19 protein-coding genes are annotated in these 17,895 nt (G+C 54.3%); 8 read left to right on the forward strand and 11 right to left on the reverse strand.

Going from position 1 to position 17,895, the window contains the following annotated elements; all coding sequences use genetic code 11:
- The first annotated feature begins 346 nt into the window (after positions 1-346).
- Entirely contained in the window at positions 347-1,492 is a 1,146-nt protein-coding gene (gene dusB, locus CKV68_RS04480) for a tRNA dihydrouridine synthase DusB (protein ID WP_013912227.1), read from the forward strand.
- 47 nt (positions 1,493-1,539) lie between these two features.
- Entirely contained in the window at positions 1,540-2,292 is a 753-nt protein-coding gene (gene phoU, locus CKV68_RS04485) for a phosphate signaling complex protein PhoU (RefSeq protein WP_013912228.1), read from the forward strand.
- A 79-nt stretch (positions 2,293-2,371) separates the two neighbouring features.
- Here the strand turns inward: phoU and CKV68_RS04490 are convergent, their stop codons facing one another.
- The 6 genes from CKV68_RS04490 to mshD form a co-directional block, all read right to left on the reverse strand.
- The gene (locus tag CKV68_RS04490) at positions 2,372-2,575 is read right to left on the reverse strand and encodes a hypothetical protein (protein ID WP_013912229.1); all 204 of its coding nucleotides are present in this window, start codon (positions 2,573-2,575) and stop codon (positions 2,372-2,374) included.
- Positions 2,576-2,773: 198 nt separating this feature from the next.
- Positions 2,774-3,547: a phosphate ABC transporter ATP-binding protein PstB gene (pstB, locus tag CKV68_RS04495; protein ID WP_014526193.1), complete on the reverse strand. Its 774-nt coding sequence runs from the start codon at positions 3,545-3,547 to the stop codon at positions 2,774-2,776.
- Positions 3,548-3,582: 35 nt separating this feature from the next.
- Complete coding sequence (pstA, locus tag CKV68_RS04500) at positions 3,583-4,461, reverse strand: phosphate ABC transporter permease PstA (protein WP_095075679.1); 879 nt, start codon at positions 4,459-4,461, stop codon at positions 3,583-3,585.
- A 27-nt stretch (positions 4,462-4,488) separates the two neighbouring features.
- On the reverse strand, positions 4,489-5,526 hold the full coding sequence (gene pstC, locus CKV68_RS04505; RefSeq protein WP_014836747.1) for a phosphate ABC transporter permease subunit PstC: 1,038 nt from the start codon (positions 5,524-5,526) through the stop codon (positions 4,489-4,491).
- A gap of 49 nt (positions 5,527-5,575) precedes the next feature.
- The gene (gene pstS, locus CKV68_RS04510; RefSeq protein WP_029975637.1) at positions 5,576-6,682 is read right to left on the reverse strand and encodes a phosphate ABC transporter substrate-binding protein PstS; all 1,107 of its coding nucleotides are present in this window, start codon (positions 6,680-6,682) and stop codon (positions 5,576-5,578) included.
- A 294-nt stretch (positions 6,683-6,976) separates the two neighbouring features.
- Complete coding sequence (mshD, locus tag CKV68_RS04515; RefSeq protein WP_095075680.1) at positions 6,977-7,888, reverse strand: mycothiol synthase; 912 nt, start codon at positions 7,886-7,888, stop codon at positions 6,977-6,979.
- A 50-nt stretch (positions 7,889-7,938) separates the two neighbouring features.
- On the opposite strand from mshD, the gene CKV68_RS04520 reads away from it, so the two are divergent.
- Positions 7,939-8,727 (forward strand): LmeA family phospholipid-binding protein, encoded by a 789-nt coding sequence (locus CKV68_RS04520; RefSeq protein WP_013912235.1) that lies wholly within the window; start codon positions 7,939-7,941, stop codon positions 8,725-8,727.
- 5 nt (positions 8,728-8,732) lie between these two features.
- Here CKV68_RS04520 and CKV68_RS04525 read toward each other — a convergent pair whose 3' ends face one another.
- Complete coding sequence (locus CKV68_RS04525) at positions 8,733-9,767, reverse strand: diacylglycerol/lipid kinase family protein (RefSeq protein ID WP_095075681.1); 1,035 nt, start codon at positions 9,765-9,767, stop codon at positions 8,733-8,735.
- Positions 9,768-9,835: 68 nt separating this feature from the next.
- Between CKV68_RS04525 and CKV68_RS04530 the strand changes: the two genes are divergently transcribed.
- Positions 9,836-10,480, forward strand: a complete 645-nt coding sequence (locus tag CKV68_RS04530) for a heme-binding beta-barrel domain-containing protein (protein ID WP_013912237.1) — start codon at positions 9,836-9,838, stop codon at positions 10,478-10,480.
- On the opposite strand, the gene CKV68_RS04535 is transcribed toward CKV68_RS04530, so the two are convergent.
- Positions 10,477-11,394: an aminodeoxychorismate lyase gene (locus CKV68_RS04535; protein WP_095075682.1), complete on the reverse strand. Its 918-nt coding sequence runs from the start codon at positions 11,392-11,394 to the stop codon at positions 10,477-10,479. The two genes, CKV68_RS04530 and CKV68_RS04535, sit on opposite strands and share 4 nt — an antisense overlap.
- A 53-nt stretch (positions 11,395-11,447) precedes the next feature.
- Between CKV68_RS04535 and ygfZ the strand changes: the two genes are divergently transcribed.
- Both ygfZ and CKV68_RS11245 read left to right on the forward strand, forming a co-directional pair.
- Positions 11,448-12,578 carry a CAF17-like 4Fe-4S cluster assembly/insertion protein YgfZ gene (gene ygfZ / locus CKV68_RS04540; RefSeq protein WP_095075683.1) on the forward strand — a complete coding sequence of 377 codons (1,131 nt, stop codon included), beginning with the start codon at positions 11,448-11,450 and terminating at the stop codon, positions 12,576-12,578.
- A gap of 218 nt (positions 12,579-12,796) precedes the next feature.
- Positions 12,797-13,000, forward strand: a complete 204-nt coding sequence (locus tag CKV68_RS11245; protein ID WP_013912240.1) for a DUF3073 domain-containing protein — start codon at positions 12,797-12,799, stop codon at positions 12,998-13,000.
- 96 nt (positions 13,001-13,096) lie between these two features.
- Here CKV68_RS11245 and purM read toward each other — a convergent pair whose 3' ends face one another.
- The 3 genes from purM to CKV68_RS04560 form a co-directional block, all read right to left on the reverse strand.
- A complete protein-coding gene (purM, locus tag CKV68_RS04550) occupies positions 13,097-14,161 on the reverse strand; it encodes a phosphoribosylformylglycinamidine cyclo-ligase (RefSeq protein WP_013912241.1) in 1,065 nt (354 codons plus the stop codon).
- A gap of 78 nt (positions 14,162-14,239) precedes the next feature.
- Positions 14,240-15,802 carry an amidophosphoribosyltransferase gene (purF, locus tag CKV68_RS04555; RefSeq protein ID WP_013912242.1) on the reverse strand — a complete coding sequence of 521 codons (1,563 nt, stop codon included), beginning with the start codon at positions 15,800-15,802 and terminating at the stop codon, positions 14,240-14,242.
- A 57-nt stretch (positions 15,803-15,859) separates the two neighbouring features.
- Positions 15,860-16,252 carry a sterol carrier family protein gene (locus CKV68_RS04560; protein WP_038622776.1) on the reverse strand — a complete coding sequence of 131 codons (393 nt, stop codon included), beginning with the start codon at positions 16,250-16,252 and terminating at the stop codon, positions 15,860-15,862.
- Between the two features lie 150 nt (positions 16,253-16,402).
- On the opposite strand from CKV68_RS04560, the gene nrdI reads away from it, so the two are divergent.
- Together nrdI and nrdF are read left to right on the forward strand one after the other, a co-directional pair.
- Positions 16,403-16,828 carry a class Ib ribonucleoside-diphosphate reductase assembly flavoprotein NrdI gene (nrdI, locus tag CKV68_RS04565; protein WP_014526203.1) on the forward strand — a complete coding sequence of 142 codons (426 nt, stop codon included), beginning with the start codon at positions 16,403-16,405 and terminating at the stop codon, positions 16,826-16,828.
- A 39-nt stretch (positions 16,829-16,867) separates the two neighbouring features.
- On the forward strand, positions 16,868-17,890 hold the full coding sequence (gene nrdF / locus CKV68_RS04570) for a class 1b ribonucleoside-diphosphate reductase subunit beta (RefSeq protein ID WP_014526204.1): 1,023 nt from the start codon (positions 16,868-16,870) through the stop codon (positions 17,888-17,890).
- Positions 17,891-17,895: the final 5 nt, after the last annotated feature.

Raw genomic sequence — 17,895 nt, forward strand, 5'->3', positions numbered from 1 at the left:
GACTACTTGCACAAGAAGCGCAATTCATAAAATCGATTGTGCGATTGATTACACAGGTCAGGGGCGTGAATCACTTTTCAATCCTCTTTTATCGAGACCACTGCCCGTCCCATACCTCCCACCCAAACCCATCACAGACAACTGCCACACATATCGATCACAAACACTAACGGCACCACAGGAATAACCTTCAACAAGCCCCCTCCCCCATACTGTGAATAGATTGCACATAATACCCCATACACATACCCCCGAAGCGAACAAGTATGGCTTCGAAACACAGGATAACGGACTTCTTCTAGCGAATATTTGAGAGCAAGGCTCCTATTAAGGAACAATGACACGGGTGACTTTGAAGATTGGTGCGCTCAGCCTAGATTCCGCCGTAGCCCTTGCTCCGATGGCAGGTGTAACAAACATAGCTTTCCGCACCCTTTGCAGAGAGCAAGAACTCGAAAGAACCGGAACAGTCTCTGGGCTCTATATCTGCGAGATGATTACCGCCCGCGCGCTGGTACACCGCAACGAGAAGACTCTTCACATGACCACTTTTGGGCCTCACGAAGATGTCCGATCGCTTCAGCTCTATACAGTTGATCCTGAGTACACCTTCAAAGCAGCAAAAATGATCGCCGACGAAGGCATCGCAGATCATATAGACATGAATTTTGGCTGCCCGGTTCCCAAGGTGACTAAACGCGGTGGCGGCTCCGCTCTGCCATATAAACGCCGTCTTTTTGGCAATATCGTCGCAGCTGCAGTCAAAGGCGTTGAAGGCACCAATATCCCGGTAACGGTCAAGTTCCGCATGGGCATCGACCAGGATCACCTCACTCACCTCGACGCTGGAAGGATCGCCGCAGAAGAGGGCGCAGCAGCTGTCACCCTCCACGCCCGCACCGCCGCCGAGAGATATTCCGGGGACGCCCACTGGGATGAAATAGGAAAGCTCAAAGAACATCTCGCCCATACCAATGTCCCGGTCCTGGGCAATGGCGACATCTTCAAGCCCACAGATGCCGTCGATATGATCGAAGCCTCCGGCTGTGACGGCGTGGTAGTGGGCAGGGGCTGCCTGGGCAGACCGTGGCTCTTTGCGGGGTTATCTGCTGTCATGCGTGGCGAGGAAATCCCCCCTGAGCCCACCCTGGGAGAAGTCACTCGCATCATCTATCGCCACGCAGAGCTCCTCGTCGAGCATGAAGGCGAAACCAAGGGCTGTCGTGATATGCGTAAGCACATGGGATGGTACCTACGAGGATTCCCTGTGGGAGGGGAATTCCGAGGAGCGTTGTCCCGCATCAGCACACTCGCCGAGCTCAAAGAGGCCCTGGCACCGTGGGCAGATTCTGAAGCTCTGGCGGAAGACTCAGATAGTGCACGCGGTAGACAGGGGTCACCGGCTAAGGTATCGCTTCCCGACGGCTGGCTTGACGATCCGCAGGACGCGACCGTGCCCGAAGGCGCTGAAATCATGCACTCGGGGGGATAGGCGCTTCATACCCAGCCGCGCTAGCGTTTTAGGGTTATAGTTTCCCCATGCGGACAGCCTACAGAGAACATCTTGATGCCTTTTCTCATGACCTCATCGTCATGTGTGACACGGTGACAAAGATCCTTCGTAATGCCTCCAAAGGGCTGATGGAACAGTCACTGCAAGCAACTCAAGCCGCGCTATCGCTTTCCGACGAGATGGAGGAAATCAAAACTCGTTCAAGCAAGCGCGCTGTTCAGCTCTTGGCCCTTGAGGCTCCCGTTGCCCGCGATCTCAGGCAAATCGTCTCCTCCATCTACATTGTGGAAGACCTGGATCGCATGGCCAAGCTCGCGATGCACATCGCAAGCATCGCGCGGCGGCGTTACCCCGAGTCAGCTATACCTGAACCCATTACGGGTTACTTCCAAGAGATGTGCCGGCTTAGCCTAGAAATGTCGGAAAAAATCCGCAGCGTCCTCATTGACCCCGATGCAGACGTGGCGCTCGTACTCTCCGCGGATGACGATGCCGTGGACGATCTGCACGACCATCTCATGGGTGTGCTCACTAAACGTGACTGGCCGCACAGCACTCGGGAGGCAGTGGACGTTACTCTGCTCGCACGCTACTTTGAACGCTTTGCAGACCACACAGTCAACGTTGCAGCTCAAATCGTCTATCTCACCTCAGGCCTCATGCCAGAGGAATATCAGAAAAAGCGTAACGACGGCTACGCGCAGGACGAGCTGGAGCGACGATTCTCCGAACTGGAAAAGCAATTCAGCAACTTCGATTGGCCTAAGCCCAAGGAATAGCGGTTATACCGCATGAAAAAGCTTCCCAACTCGCGACCAAAGGGGTTGGGAAGCTTTTTATCTGCGTCTCTCCGTGCGACTACGCGCGGAGAGGACCGGCAGAGCGGAAAGACTCACTGAGGTTTTCTTGGATACGGCGGAAAGATCCAACGAGGAAGTCAGCGACACTGGAGTTGTCTCGCTCTTGCGCTGCGTACATGTTGCTAAAAGCTACATCTGCCGCGTTTATCAACTGATCTGCAGTAGGGAGATCGAGCTTAAGTGCGGTGATGGTGCCGGCCATAAATGTTCCTTCTTAGAAGTTCTGAAATCACATTGATGATGTTTCTTGTGACGCTGACTCAGCCTCACGAGAAACCAATCTAACGCCCAAAGTTAAAAGGAAAGCACCGCGCAGGTAAACAGTTGGTGAACTTCCCCGTCATCTCAGGTAAATAACCACAGAAAAGGTGATGACCAGCACAAAGGTTCACCTCAGAACCTAGCCAAATCGGCCTGAAATATAATCTTCCGTCTCTTTATTTATGGGATTGGAGAAGATTTTCTTGGTCTTTCCTACTTCCACCAGTCGGCCGGGCTTCCCCGTGGCTTCCAAAGAGAAAAACGCTGTCTGATCAGACACCCTGGATGCCTGCTGCATGTTATGAGTAACAATAACGATGGTGTAGTCCTGTTTGAGCTCGTGTATCAGTTCTTCCACCGCCAGCGTGGAAATAGGATCGAGCGCGGAACACGGCTCATCCATCAGTAACACCTCAGGTTCTACCGCGATGGCCCTGGCAATGCACAAACGTTGTTGCTGCCCACCAGACAAGCCACCACCGGGTTTATTGAGACGGTCTTTGACCTCTTCCCATAAATTCGCCCCACGCAGCGATTTCTCTGCTACCTCTTTGAGCTTCTTTTTATCCTTGACACCGGCAAGTTTCAAACCCGCCACGACGTTATCCTCGATAGACATAGTGGGAAACGGATTGGCTTTTTGGAAGACCATTCCGATGGTCGTGCGGACCGTAACGGGATCGACATGCGGTGCGTAGATATCCTGGCCGTCGAGAAGCACAGTGCCCGATACTCGGGCACCCGGTGTCACCTCATGCATACGGTTAAGAGAGCGCAGCACCGTGGATTTTCCGCAGCCTGACGGGCCGATAAAAGCAGTCACAGAGCGTTCCGGGACCTCAATGTTGATGTCCTGTACAGCGTGAAAATCGCCGTAAAAAATGTTCAGACCATCAATTTTTAGCTTAGACATACTCGCACATTAACTTTCTGTTAAAAGAGAACCGGCTACGCGGAGCGGACGGAGAACTTTGATGAAATAACCCGCGCAAGAATATTGAGCACGGTAATAATGAGAACAAGAGTGAGAGCAGCACCCCAGAGCTTGTCCAATACGGCATCCGCTGTGCCAGCTTTATACATATCCAGCATCATCAGTGGTAGCGAAGATTGCGGCCCGGCTGCCAGGTTCCAGTTGATCACCTGAGTCGAGCCCACCAAGATAAGTACGGGCGCGGACTCCCCCATCACACGAGCGATAGCCAGCATCACACCGGTGACTATTCCGGATAAGGCGGTAGGCAGAACTATCCTGGTGATCGTCTTCCATCGTGGAATCCCTAGAGCGTAGGAAGCTTCTCTCAGATCCATGGGGACTACCCGCAGCATCTCCTCCGTGTTCCGGATAATCACGGGAATCATAAGGATGACCAGTGCTAACGAAACCGCGAATCCGGAACGGCCAAAGCCAAACATGACGATCCACATGGAGTAAACAAAAAGTGCGGCCACGATAGACGGAACGCCGGTCAGGATGTCCACCATGAAGGTCGTGATGCGGCCCAAACGATTACCATGTGCGTATTCCACGAGGTAGACCGCCGTAAGCACCCCAATCGGAATAGAGATGAGGGAACAGATTGCAGTCTGAACCAGCGTTCCGACCATCGCATGCAGTGCACCGCCACCTGGACGAGAATATAAAACACCCCGCTGGGAGGCAGTCCACCACGAAGGGTCAATCACCGTTCCCAAGCCTTTTGTGATCAGGGTGGCAAGGACCCACAACAATGGGATGAGCGCAAGGGCCATGCACGCATAGACAATAAGCGTAGCCGTTTTATCTGTACGCTTTCGACGCCTAGTGGCAGTCTGCATGTGGATCATGATGTCCTCAGATCAAAATCATTCATATCAAGCCTTAGCCTTAGCGTTCACTATGGACCTGGCAAGAGAGTTAACTGCAAAAGTCAGCAGGAATAAGACCAGTCCGGCAGCGATATACGCCCCGGCGCGTAGGTCATCGTTGAATTCCGGCGCGGCATTGGCGATGGCGGTGGCAAAGGTCGTGCCGCCGTCGAAAAGCGAAAAACGGAACTCGGAAGAAGGCGAAATGACGAGGTAGAGCGCCATTGTTTCTCCCAAAGCGCGCCCCAGTCCCAGCATTGAACCTGAGATAAAACCCGATTTACCAAAAGGAAGCACCGTCATGCGCACGACCTCCCATTTGGTAGCCCCCAGCGCCAGCGCAGCCTCAATGTGCCCGCGCGGTGTTTGCACGAAGACTTCACGAGTGGTCGCGGCGATGATCGGGAGAATCATCACCGCCAAAACCACACCACCGGTAAAGATATTGCGACCGGTGGCAAAAGCCGGTGAGTTGCTATAGGTGGCAAAGAGGAAGAAGCCTCCGCCCCAGCTATTCACCCACTCATAAAATCCTGACAACGCCGGTCCCAAAACCTGCCAGCCCCATAGGCCATACACAATTGACGGAACCGCAGCCAGCATGTCCACCAAAAATCCCAGTGGTTTTACCGCACGCGGGCGCGCATAGTGGGAAAGAAAGATGCCGATCCCCAACGCAATGGGCATAGCAATCACAAGTGCTATCACAGAAACAAGGACAGTCGCTGCCAAGAGGTTGGGAATACCAAAGAGCATCTGTGCTGTGTTCTGCAGGTTCCATGCCCCTGCATAGGTAAAGAACCCAACGATTCCCTCTGTGTTATTACGGAGTGCCGGAATGGCACGCCACACCAAAAACAGCCCGATAGCTGCGATAATCACGCTTATGATCACCGTAGATGAGGTGGTAAGAAGACTAAATATCTTGTCTCCTAGCCGGCGAACCCGAACCGGTTTCTGCTTCGGGCTGTTCTGTGGTGCCGGTGGCGAGGATGTGGGGAGAGTCAAATCCTCAATTGTTATGCGTTCCGCGATGCGTTCCACTGAGATTGCGTCCTTACATAGTTATCGCCAGTTGCCGCTATATTCCCGATTAAGAGATAGCTTTGACTGCTTTTTCTAGACGATCGCGGTGAGTGCCTTTCACTGGGATATACCCCAGGTCAGCAAGCTCTTGGTCTTGGGAATTCAGCGCCACGCTCAGGAAGTCTTTGACTTGGTCGCGGGTGGTCTGGTCATAGCCTGCGGAGCACACGATCTCGTAGGTTGTCAGAACCAACGGGTAGGCGTCTTTTTCTTTCATCGCAAACAACGCTGAGGAATCGACAACCATGTCATTGCCCTGGGTTTTAAAGGTCAGATGGTCCAGAGCGACTCCCACTGAGTCGGGATTGAGCTGGACTGGTCCTTGACCAAAGTCGATTGCAGCGATTCCCAGCTTTTGCTGCTGGGCAAAGCCGGCCTCAACATACGTAATGGCGCCGTCAATGTTGGATACTTCGGTGGCCACGCCATTGGAGCCGTTTGCGCCTGAGCCGACGGCCGTGGGGAATGCTTGTCCCTCTGTAGACCAATGGTCAGGGCTGGCTGCCTTGAGGAACTTTTGGAAATTATCGGAGGTGCCAGACTCGTCGGAACGATAGACCACTTTGATGTCCGAATCTGGGAGATTCACGCCCATGTTCTCCTGAGCGATTGCCTCATCATTCCATTTCTTGATCTCGCCTTTGAAGATCTTGGCCACGGTTGCAGCGGAAAGGTTGAGGTGGTCTACGCCATTGAGGTGATAGGCCACCGCTACTGGTCCGATAACAAAAGGAAGGTGCCATGCGTCGTTGCCGTTGCAACGACCCTTTGCTTTGTCCACTTGCTCTGCACTCAGCGGAGAATCCGAGCCGCCAAATGCCACTTGACCAGCGATGAAGTTTTTCCGTCCAGAACCAGAGCCCGAGGCTGTGTACGCTAGCGAAGCTCCCGATACGGCCTCTTGGTACTTGATGTTGAAGTAGTCCATCGCGTTTTGTTGTGAGGAGGCTCCCTCTCCAACGAGTTCTCCGCCTACTTTGTTCAGACCAGAGACCTCACTGGTAGAGGCCCCAGCTCCGGAGGAACTACCCGTCTCGGAGCATGCGGAGAGTACGACAGCGCCCATACATACGATACTGAGGGCGGTAGCTGAGCGCTTGAGATTCAGGTTCACGATCGACCTTCCAAATGATGTTGAGTGAGGATCATGTAAGCGACTGTCCCTTATGCACAAGGAACGCCTCTCGCTCACGTGGAAGAATCTAAAGAACCAAGGTGACGTACAACACCTCTTTAGGTTAAATCCCGCAAAACGACCGGTGGCCTTTTAACTTTCCGCAGTTCAAGGGGGCACATTTTCACGCTTTTCGACGCCTCCTGCCGCCCGGTTTTATCCCGATTAGGGGGTAAAAACCTCCCACTTTGGACACTTAGGTTACGTATTCACCGGCTGATATTAACCTCGTGTTCACACTTTTCCAGCTGCAGAAAACACCACATGCCGTTCAAAAGTGCTAAATCCAAGCCGGTTATAGGCCTCAAGCGCTGGCTTATTATCCGCTTCTACGTACAAGATGATCCGCTGGGCACCCTCATGCACCAGATGTTGTAATCCTGCAGCGACCAAAGGGCCACCAAGTTTTTTGCCTCGGAAGGAGTCTGCAAGCCCCACCACATAGACTTCCCCATCTTCCCCTTTTGCCAGGTCGCCGTGTTTTTTCGTCCAATGGAATCCCGCAACCTCCGGGTTTTCAGGGTCGGCGGTGATAAGGAAGAGAACCCCCTCGGGGTCAAACCACGAGGTCTGCTGCGCACGGGCTAAGCGCTCAGCGTCCCATCCGCCTTGTTCTGGATGCCACCAAAAGGCCTCATTGTTAATGCGGAGCCATTGAGCGTCTATATCAGGACATAGTTCTCGTGCTTCTACAAGGTTAATTACTCTGTATCCCTCGGGAACAACACCGGCGCCTAGGGAAAGATTTTTACTACGCGCCGCCATGACCAGCAGTTCACGTGAGACAGTCAGATCGAGCGTTGCCGCTAGTCGTTGCGCTGCGGGGAGGTATCCATGAGACCAAAAGTCGGTAAGGCCGGCGTCGAGAAGCTTGCGTGCCAGCGCACGTCCAATCCCTTTATTACGCTGTTCCGGTGCAACAACAAACTCTGCGGTACCTCCGTGATAAGCACCTACACCACTAAGTTGCCCGGTGTGGTCATGCACAACGATGTGACGGTGCCCTAGCTCAGGTTTTTCAAGGCCGGCTACAAGGTGTTCGGCCAGCGGGGCTACGCCATCAGCTTCTTGCGCGGACTTCACAAGGGCTACGGCGGCTTGGGAAAGCTGTTTGTCCGTGGGGATCTGGGTGGATGTGAAAATCATAGCCACCACACTAGTCAGCGCTGCCAGGTCTAGCTGGTAATAATAATGAGGTGAGAATTACAACCCGGTCTCGGCTTTCCATCGCTGTTTGGGCAGGCATTGCCCTTATCTCCCTCATTGCTGCGCTGTGGGGTGTCGATGCAGCAATCGCCGCACGCGCAGAGCACCGAATTTCTCACGATGTTCGTAACAACGCGCATCTCGATCAAAACCCCAGCGTCTACCTTGGTGGTTTTCCTTATGTCGGCGCTCTATTTTCAGGAAAAGTACCGGGACTGGGCGTAAGTGTTTCTGACGTGGAAGTCAACGACTTTGGGCTTCTTACCACTAGCTCCCAAGTCACCGATATGGAACTCAATCGTTCTCAGCTATTCAGCGGCGACGTAGAAGGAACCCACGCCCAATTGCTCACCCGCACCGTCGGGTTCGACGCAGTAGCCGTGGGAAAACAACTCAATATCTTAGATTTAGACCTTTCCAACCCCTATGATGTATCCCCTGCCGGCACCAATTCCAGCGAAGTGCAGCTGCGCGGGACCCCAGACGGTTTTAGTAAACCCGTCACAGTGATCGCGACCATGCGACTCGAAGGACCGACTTTTAAGCTCACACCTACCACTGTGGTGGATCGCGGCGAGTCCAATCTAGATGACTCTGCTCTTTTCCGTGCCTTCACATGGACGCTCAACACAAAGACGCTCCCCATCAACGCCCAGGCCAGTTACGTTTACCTTGCGGGCGGAAGCATTCGCTTTGAAGCACAAGAGCGCAACGTCACCTTGAGACTGGAAGATCTTGCTCCTGTCCGTTCTGCTTCCAACAAAGTGGTCGTGGATTAAAAGAGCTACATGCGAGGGTCGAAAAAACTGAAAGCTAGCCGGAGTTTAGACATAGAGTTCGCTTTCACCGGATGCGTCGGTGCATAAACCCTTAAGGCATCAGCCACAGCGCCTAGTCTCATCCCATCGAACTTTCCTACAAATTCCCCATCTACCTGGAAGCTCTGGTTTTCTGCGCATGTGATTTCCACGTCCATGGCATCGTCGAAACGCACAATGCGACGATTAAACCAACGCTTCATCGCCCGACTGTGTCCAAAGCCCACGAGGTGCGCCATGGCTGCCACGCCGCCCGGGCCAGATAAGTCGGTCAACCCGAATAACCCCAACCCTAGGTCAAAGGAGTTTCTGGGGTTAGTCACCACAGGGACGGGGCCTAAAAAGGTCCAGGGGTTGGTGTTGGAAGCGATGAGCAACGGCAGATCGGAATGCTCAAAAAGCTCCCCCTCACGATTTTTCGCCCGGACTCGCATCCGGGGAGGATGCCGATGTATGCGTCGCCACGCTACCAACGCCGCGTGGAGATAACGCAGTGGTGTCGCAGCAGCACCACGTCTGCGTACGCGCTCAACACCCACAATGACATCGGCATCAATCCCAAAACCTGCGTTGACTGCAAACCACGATGTTCCCCATGTTCCTACATCAATGGTGCGGATCTTGTGGTGCTTCAAGGCATCGACCAGCACTTCAGTCGCCTGAATAGGATCTGGTGGAAAACCCAGCGCACGGGCAAAGACGTTGGCAGAACCCGTGGGAATCACCGCGAGCACGGGAAGGTTCTCTCTGGGTTTGAGTCCCACCGGGCCTAGCAGCCCGTTAATGATCTCGTTCACGGTGCCGTCACCACCAACCGCGATAACTACATCAACATCGTCTCGGCTGAGCCCTGCGCACATGTCTGTGGCGTGTCCTTGGTAGTGGGTAAACTTTGTGCGCAATGCTAAGCCCGCCACAGAGCGCAGCACAGGAATCACCACTCCAAACAAGTCCGAATCTTGAGTGGTGGAATTCGGGTTAGCTATGAGAAGGGCTCGCACGCCCCCACCTTATCGCCTTTGGCGAACAGTTGGGGTTCTGTGCATAATTACCACTAGGCTGGGTGGCTATGAGCGACGATACAAACCACGTAGATACTCCTGCGCTCAGCGGTAACGACGCCGTCAACCGCGCCGCAGAACAATGGAAAGACTCCGCCCTACGCAATATTCCAGCGTTCGGTGACCTCCCTATCCCCGATGACACCGCAAACCTGCGTGAAGGTCCCAACCTACACGATGGGCTTCTCGCGTTGCTCCCTCTAGTAGGAGTGTGGCGCGGCACAGGCCGAGCAGATACCGCAGAAGATGGTCAGTATTCCTTTGGCCAGCAAATTACTTTTGCCCACGATGGAGAAAACTATCTCACTTATGAGTCCCGCATCTGGAAGCTAGACGAGGACGGCAACCACATCGGTCTCGATCAACGAGAGTCTGGCTTCTGGCGCATCAGCCTCAAAGATGAGATCGAGGTTGTGCTTACGCACTCCACCGGAGTTGTCGAGGTTCTCTACGGCGAGCCTATGAACGAGCGCGCCTGGCAGGTCGAATCTGCCTCCACGATGGTCACTTCTACCGGCCCAGCTTCCTTGGGACCGGGCAAGCGCTTGTATGGCCTCATGCCTAACAACAACCTAGGTTGGGTAGATGAGCGCATGGTTGACGGCGAACTTCGTCCCCGTATGTCTGCCGAGCTTTCCCGCGTTATCGGCTAGCCCAGAGCTGAATAGATAAGCTCGCGGATCTCCTCCTCGTTGTCCGGGCGCGGCAGTTTGACGTCGTTAATGCGCCGCACCCGAGTGGCAACGCGCACTGAACTCACAAGCCAGACGCTGTCGGCTTTCTCAGTGAGATATTCCAGGTCCAGATCCTTTGTTTTACAGTTCCACCCGGCTGCGCGAGCGTGCTCAAAAAGCGCTGCTTGCGTTGTCCCAGGCAGGATATCCCCACCGGGATGAGGCGTGCGTATCTTCTTATCTCGAACCGTAATCACGGTCGATGTCGCACCTTCCAAAATGCGATCTCCCTCGGTGAAGATGACGTCATCAAAATCGTGCTTGCGTGCCCACCGCAAGGCTGCCATGGTAGATGCGTAGTTGAGGGTCTTTGCCCCCAAAATCAGCCAAGGAACCGATGTGGAGTCCACCTGATATCCCCGTGGGCTCGTCATAACGCGCACGCCCTCAGCACGTTGTCCTATCACTCCCGCGTCTACCTTGGTAATCGTCAACCAGGCAGAGGGATGCCCTGTGGAAGCGCGACCGCGGGTGTACGTCCATACGCATTTAGCGTCACACGAGTTTTGTGCAAACCACTGTTCGATCGCCATGGTGGTGGCATGCAGCCAATCATCAATGTTAGGTGCGGGCAAATCCAGCAGCTTTGCAGAAGCGATAAAGCGCTGCGCATGCCTTTCGACGTTGCAGGCTCTCCCCTTCCGTAGGAGAAGCGTCTCAAAGACCCCGTCTCCGCGAGTGACCACAGCATCATCCCAGTAGACCAAAGGCAGCAGTGGGCTATGAGTTCGCACTGATCCACCGTAGGGTTCCACCGCAAGGATTATGGGTTCAGGATTCTTCGCTTCGTGTCGATCATCCCGATGATCTTGATCTGATGAGCTGGGCGCCATGATTACTCATTATGCCCTGACAACTGCGTGCTCGGTCGCGGTACCATCAAAATGTGACAAATTTTGAGAACTCTAACCCCCACGATTCCGCATATGTGTCTCCGCTTGCCGCCTGGCCGGGTGCCGCGCTGCCCCAAGGCGACGACGATCTCCCCGAATATGCAGGTGTCGCCTGGCATTATGGTGCGCCACTTAATGAACAACGAGTCTTTGACACCGGGGTGGGGCTTATTGATCTCTCTCACCGCCGCGTTATCAAAGTCCATGGTCCGGAGGCCGGTGCATTCCTGAACAATCTCCTTTCCCAAAAGCTTTCCGATGCCCCCCAGTGCCTAGCAGAAAAAAAGACTGCCACCTCAGCACTAGACCTGGATATTCAAGGTCACATCCTCCACCAAGTGGACATCCTCGCGGGGCTGGATTCGGAGGATGCGCTCTACCTACATCTTCCGCAAGCCCAATACGAGACTTTTTTCGCTTTCCTCACCCGCATGATCTTTTGGTCCAAGGTTGAAGTAGAACCCGCCGACCTTGCAGTCATAACGCTGATGGGTGCTGGAGTCCCTGATTTTCCCTTGCCAAGCTCAGACGCGATTGTGGCTACTGCACAGGTCCCAGGTTTTACTACTCACCGTCTGGATATTCTTGTGCACAGCCCAGAACTCATGAACATCGCGACACTGCTTAGCGACGCCGGCGCTGTCCCTACTGGGCTTATGGCTTTTACGGCGGAACGAGTGCGAAGCCAACAACCCGTTTTATCTCTCGATCTAGACGATAAGTCGATTCCCCACGAAGCCGCGCGGCTCATCTCAAACGCCGTGCACCTCAACAAAGGCTGCTACCGCGGGCAAGAAACGGTGGCTCGCGTGGAGAATCTCGGCCGTCCGCCCCGCTCGTTGGTGATCGTGCTTCTCGACGGCTCCGCCCCCACAATTCCAAAACCAGGAGATCCGATCGTCTCTGGTGGCAGGACCGTCGGTAAGCTTGGCACTGTAGTCCAGGACTATGAGCTAGGCCCAGTAGCGTTAGCGACAATCAAGCGAAGTGCACTGAGTGCCTCCAACCTCGTGGTCGCAGAGGACGTAGCCCTTGCCATAGATCCTGACTCCCTGCCCAAAGAAGACGACGAAAAAGCTGGGAGAAAAGCTATCAATAGATTAAAAGGGCTTTCCACCGATTAAGGGTTCGGCTTGGTTACCCCCACGGGGTAACCAAGAAAAAATTCAGCACCGCGAACCCACGACTGAGGGGAAAATTTTCCGTGGTTACGGCGGCGGTGCGACAAATCGGACTGTTTCGGGCTATTGTGTCTAACAGGAATATATACGTCGAATATTACAGCTTCCGGAGAAGCCCAAATTCCCAAGTCTTCTCCTGCTCACTCCAAGGGGGTCCTGCCATGGGTCGCGGTCGCGCGAAGGCAAAACAGACCAAGGTTGCACGCCAGCTGAAGTACAACACTCCGAATATGGATCTGGATTCGCTTCAACGAGAGTTAGCTGGGAAGTCCCCTAATTCTAGCGATAACTATGAGAACGATTATTCGGATGAGTATGCAGAGGACGATCAGTACGGGGATTACTCCGACTGGGAGAAAAAGTAGCAAGGCTCTGCCTCCTGCTTACTAACTCCGCAGCTTATAAAATGCGAAGAGGCTCAGGGAATTACTCCCCGGGCCTCTTCGCATACCTTTTAGGTCTTAGTAGCTCGGATGGTTCCCATTGAGGACCACCGACTCCTCCCCCTCGGTGCTTACGCGTACGGTGCCTAGCTCCCACGCATCGATATGCCGAGCGGTCAACATGGCAAGCGCACGGTCGCGATCACGTGGCGCAACAACAGCAACCATGCCCACACCCATGTTGAAGGTCTTCTCCATTTCCTCCTGCGGTACCTGTCCTACCGTCTCTATAAGTCGGAAGATCGACGCCGGTGTCCAAGTGGCACGGCTAAGCTCTGCTGTAAGTCCCTCAGGGATAACACGAGCAAGATTTCCTGCTAAGCCGCCACCGGTGACGTGACAGAAGGTGTGCACCTCGCACTCGTCGGCAAGCGCTAAACAGTCCTTTGTGTAAATCCGGGTGGGCTCAAGCAGCTCCTCGCCTAATGTGCGATCGAGCTCTTCCAGATGTCCGTCGAGAGGCAAACCGGCTTTTTCGAGCAGCACGTGGCGTGCCAACGAGTACCCGTTGGAGTGAAGGCCGGAAGATGCCATCGCGATAACGATGTCCCCGTTGCGCACCCGATCAGGGCCTAACAATTCATCTGCTTCCACGACCCCCACGGCAGTCGCGGACACGTCGTAATGCCCCGGCTCCATGACACCAGGATGCTCAGCGGTCTCGCCACCGAGCAAGGCGCATCCTGCCTGGATACAGCCTTCGGCGATGCCGGAAACTATCTGCGCGACATGCTCAGGAACCACTTTCCCGATAGCGATGTAGTCTTGCAGGAACAGGGGCTCTGCACCGCAGACCACAAGGTCATCAACGCACATTGCCACCAAGTCAATGCCGATAGTGTCGTGTTTATCCATCGCCTGAGCGATCGCAAGCTTAGTGCCTACGCCATCAGAACCAGCGGCAAGCAGTGGTTCGCGGTATTTGCCAAGGGCAAAGAGTCCGGCAAATCCACCAAGCCCGCCTCGCACCTCCGGGCGGGTTGCTTTCTTTGCCAGGGGTGCAAAGAGCTCAACGGCTTTATCGCCAGCTTCAATATCCACGCCAGCGGCAGCGTAAGAGACACTTTCTTTGGGATCCGTCATGGTCCTTATTGTCCTTGTTCTTGGGAGTTTTATTGTGTATTTGGCGCACTACTACGCATGCGCCGCCGATAATAATTGCTAATCGATGCTAGCGCAGGAGCTTCGCTTCATGGCAGAGACCAATTCCGCGTTCTTGTTTCCTTCAGGCATACCGATGGGATACTCGCCATCAAAGCATGCACAGCACAGCTCATGACGCGGCTGCTGAGTCGCATCCACCATTTGTTCTGCAGAGACATAGCCCAGCGAATCCGCACCAAGCGCGGAACACACAGAGTGAACAATCTCTGACTCGTTATCACCAGTTACTGCATTGGCAATGAGTTCACCGGGACTAGCAAAGTCGATGCCATAGAAGCACGGCCACTTCACTGGTGGAGAAGCGATACGAACATGCACCTCGGCTGCGCCCGCCTCGCGTAGCATCCGGATGAGAGCACGCTGTGTGTTACCACGCACGATCGAATCGTCGACAACGATCAATCGCTTACCCTGGATGACCTCACGCAGCGGATTGAGCTTCAAGCGGATACCCAGTTGCCGCAAGGTTTGCGAAGGCTGGATGAAGGTTCGGCCCACATAGGCGTTTTTCACCAGACCCTGACCAAAAGGTATCCCGGATTCTTGGGCGTACCCCACTGCGGCAGGGTTGCCCGACTCTGGCACAGGAATAACCAAGTCGCCTTCGATGGGGGCCTCACGAGCAAGCCTGCGCCCGATTTCCAAGCGGGTGGCGTTGACGTTGCGCGCATGGATCGTGGAATCCGGACGAGCCAAGTAAACGTACTCAAACACACACGTCTTGCGTTGCGGCTGAGCAAAGCGTTCACTGTGTACCCCGGAGCCGTCGATAGCAACCAGCTCACCCGGTTCTATTTCCCGAACAAAGGAGGCTCCAACGATGTCCAGGGCACACGTCTCGGAAGCAACAACCCATCCATTATTTAACCGCCCGAGAGCCAAGGGGCGAACTCCCCACGGGTCTCGGGCGGCATACATGGTTTTCCCATCGGTGAACGTCAAGCAAAACGCTCCTCGCATTCTAGGCAAGAGCTCACGCGCTGAATCCAGCAGCCCGTGATCCTTAGCGATGCCATGCGCCAAAAGAGCCGTCATGACGTCAGAATCTGAAGGAGCATCTTCCGGCTTTACCAGCCCGAGCTCTCCAGCTTCTGCCATGAGCTCAAGATAGTTCACTAAGTTGCCGTTATGGCACAGAGCCACGTCTGTCCCATCAGGGGCGACGCGGAACATAGGCTGAGAGTTCTCCCACATCACTCCACCAGCAGTGGAATAACGCGTGTGCCCGATAGCGATGTCACCACTGAGGGATTCCAGTGTTTGCTCATCAAAAACTTGCGACACAAGGCCTAAATCTTTGAACACCACCACCTGGTCGCCATTACCTACGGCGATACCAGCAGCTTCTTGACCACGGTGTTGAAGAGCGAAAAGGCCAAAATAAGTGAGTTTAGAAACTTCCTCGCCGGGCGCCCAGACGCCAAAAACGCCGCATTCTTCACGAGGAGACTGTTCGCCGTGATCGTTGAGGTCTAAAATTCGACGCCCTTGATCAGGTTGCGTCGGGTTAGTAGTTGAGTGTGGAAAGTAATCGTTACAATGACGGTCAAATTGTGCCACTCACGTCATTCTAGCTCCTGATCCATAGAGGCACTAATGGGGCTAAAATCCCGCGCCTTATGTGGGTGGTGTTGGCAAGGTCACAAGAGGAAGCCACTTTTCTACCTCGTACACACGAGTCCCCGATGCATCAATGGAAGGGTTCCCTACAAGCGCTTCCAGGCCGACCGCAACCCTAAGCCATGTGTGCGGAGGCATCTCCAGAACGTTAGGAGGCGTGCCCCGCGTATGCCGAGGTCCTTCGATGCATTGCACGGCAACAAATGGCGGTACCCGCACCTCCACCGAGTTACCCGGCGCGATCTGCCCGAGAGTACGAACACTCAGACGCACCGCCTTGGCTAGAGACTCCCGCGAGGGCTGAGGGGCACGCTGGGGGTCAGTGATCCATTGTGAGATCTCCAAGATAGCTGCGCGGGTTTCTGCGGGATCAATGCTGCGTGGTGCCATGACTTTAAGCATATCTGGTGGAGTCGAGAAGCTAAGCGGGGTTAACCTCGAAGCTTTTGCATTTCACAACGGGCGGCGTACATTCTCCATATCCCCTAAAGTTCAATCCGTTGAACTTTTATGTTCATTTATAGATTTGGAGGGTTAATCATGTCCCCTGAGGGACCCGCCGTGATCTATTTTTCCTCAGTCTCGGAAAACACAAAGCGGTTCGTTGAAAAAACAAGGCTACCTGCGCAGCGCATCGGCTTGCGGGTCAAAGACGACCCCATCCATGCCTCCTCCCCCTTTGTCCTTATTACCCCCACCTATGGTGGCGGCGACTTGGCCAAGGCCGTACCCAAGCAGGTGATCAAATTCCTGAATATCCCGGAAAATCGGGAGCTCTTAAGAGGCGTGATCACCTCTGGAAATCGTAATTTCGGCCCGGCTTTCTGCTTTGCAGGAACCACCATTGCCCATAAGTGCGGCGTGCCCGAGCTCTATCGATTTGAGTTGCTAGGAACAGCGGTCGACGCCGAATACGTGCGCACTGCAGTGCTCAACGCCTTGGATAAAACTCCCGCACACGTATAAATCATCCCCCAAACGTTTTATAAGGAGATCTCTTCACCCATGAGTTATATCGATCAGTCCATTACCCCACCGCAATGGCGCACTACCCCGGAAACTCCGATGCGTCCCGTGAACTGGAATCACACAGAAGATCCCAAGGATATGGAAGTCTGGCAGCGACTTACTTCCAACTTCTGGCTTCCAGAAAAGGTCCCACTTTCCAACGACATCCCCACATGGCGCGGCATGGGAGAAAACTACCGCACCCTGGTCACCCGAACCTTTACGGGACTTACACTCCTTGACACCGTCCAGGCCACAGTCGGCGAGATCAGCCAGATCCCTGACGCCCGCACTGAACACGAGCAGGCCGTGTACACCAACATCGCCTTCATGCAGGCTGTCCACGCACGCAGCTACAGCTCCGTCTTTAGCACCTTGTGCTCTTCCACAGAGATTGATGAGGCCTACTCATGGGCAGTGTCTAACCCCCTGCTTCAACAACGAGCATCCTCTGTCATGAGCCATTACTACGGGGATGATCCACTCAAGCGAAAAGTTGCCTCAACGCTACTCTCCTCGCTTCTTCTCTACGCCGGCTTCTACCTCCCGCTATGGCTTTCCACGCGCGGACAGTTAATGAACACAGCCGATATGATCCGGCTCATTCTGCGCGACAAGGCGGTGCATGGATACTATTCCGGCTATAAGTACCAGCGAGGTCTGGACGCAAAGCCACAACGCAAAGATGAGATGGAAGACTTCACGTATAGCTTTTGCGACGAGCTCCTTGCTCTGGAAAAAGACTATTCCGCCGACCTTTATGCCAGCGTAGACACCCTCGAAGAACCCCGACCCACCATTGACGGTGTGATGGCCTTTGTTTATTACAACGCCGACAAGGCTCTCATGAATCTTGGCTATGCCCCCGCATACGAGCTCCAAGCCGCCCATGTAAGCCCTGAAATCATCGCCGCACTCACCCCCGAGTCCAATGAGACTCACGACTTTTTCTCCGGCTCAGGATCCAGCTACATTATCGGCCGCGCCGAAAACACCACCGAGTCCGACTGGGATTTCTAGCTTTT

Source organism: Corynebacterium ulcerans (assembly GCF_900187135.1).
Classification (GTDB): domain Bacteria; phylum Actinomycetota; class Actinomycetes; order Mycobacteriales; family Mycobacteriaceae; genus Corynebacterium; species Corynebacterium ulcerans.

What these genes read in the sequence shown, in the direction of transcription:
- CKV68_RS04535 (WP_095075682.1), bottom strand. Translation starts at nt 11,394, where the DNA reads ATGGCGCCCAGCTCATCAGATCAAGATCATCGGGATGATCGACACGAA.
- CKV68_RS04530 (WP_013912237.1), top strand. Translation starts at nt 9,836, where the DNA reads ATGAGCGACGATACAAACCACGTAGATACTCCTGCGCTCAGCGGTAAC.
- mshD (WP_095075680.1), bottom strand. Translation starts at nt 7,888, where the DNA reads ATGATTTTCACATCCACCCAGATCCCCACGGACAAACAGCTTTCCCAA.
- purM (WP_013912241.1), bottom strand. Translation starts at nt 14,161, where the DNA reads ATGACGGATCCCAAAGAAAGTGTCTCTTACGCTGCCGCTGGCGTGGAT.
- nrdI (WP_014526203.1), top strand. Translation starts at nt 16,403, where the DNA reads ATGTCCCCTGAGGGACCCGCCGTGATCTATTTTTCCTCAGTCTCGGAA.
- pstB (WP_014526193.1), bottom strand. Translation starts at nt 3,547, where the DNA reads ATGTCTAAGCTAAAAATTGATGGTCTGAACATTTTTTACGGCGATTTT.
- phoU (WP_013912228.1), top strand. Translation starts at nt 1,540, where the DNA reads ATGCGGACAGCCTACAGAGAACATCTTGATGCCTTTTCTCATGACCTC.
- nrdF (WP_014526204.1), top strand. Translation starts at nt 16,868, where the DNA reads ATGAGTTATATCGATCAGTCCATTACCCCACCGCAATGGCGCACTACC.
- pstA (WP_095075679.1), bottom strand. Translation starts at nt 4,461, where the DNA reads ATGATCCACATGCAGACTGCCACTAGGCGTCGAAAGCGTACAGATAAA.
- CKV68_RS04490 (WP_013912229.1), bottom strand. Translation starts at nt 2,575, where the DNA reads ATGGCCGGCACCATCACCGCACTTAAGCTCGATCTCCCTACTGCAGAT.
- CKV68_RS11245 (WP_013912240.1), top strand. Translation starts at nt 12,797, where the DNA reads ATGGGTCGCGGTCGCGCGAAGGCAAAACAGACCAAGGTTGCACGCCAG.
- CKV68_RS04560 (WP_038622776.1), bottom strand. Translation starts at nt 16,252, where the DNA reads ATGGCACCACGCAGCATTGATCCCGCAGAAACCCGCGCAGCTATCTTG.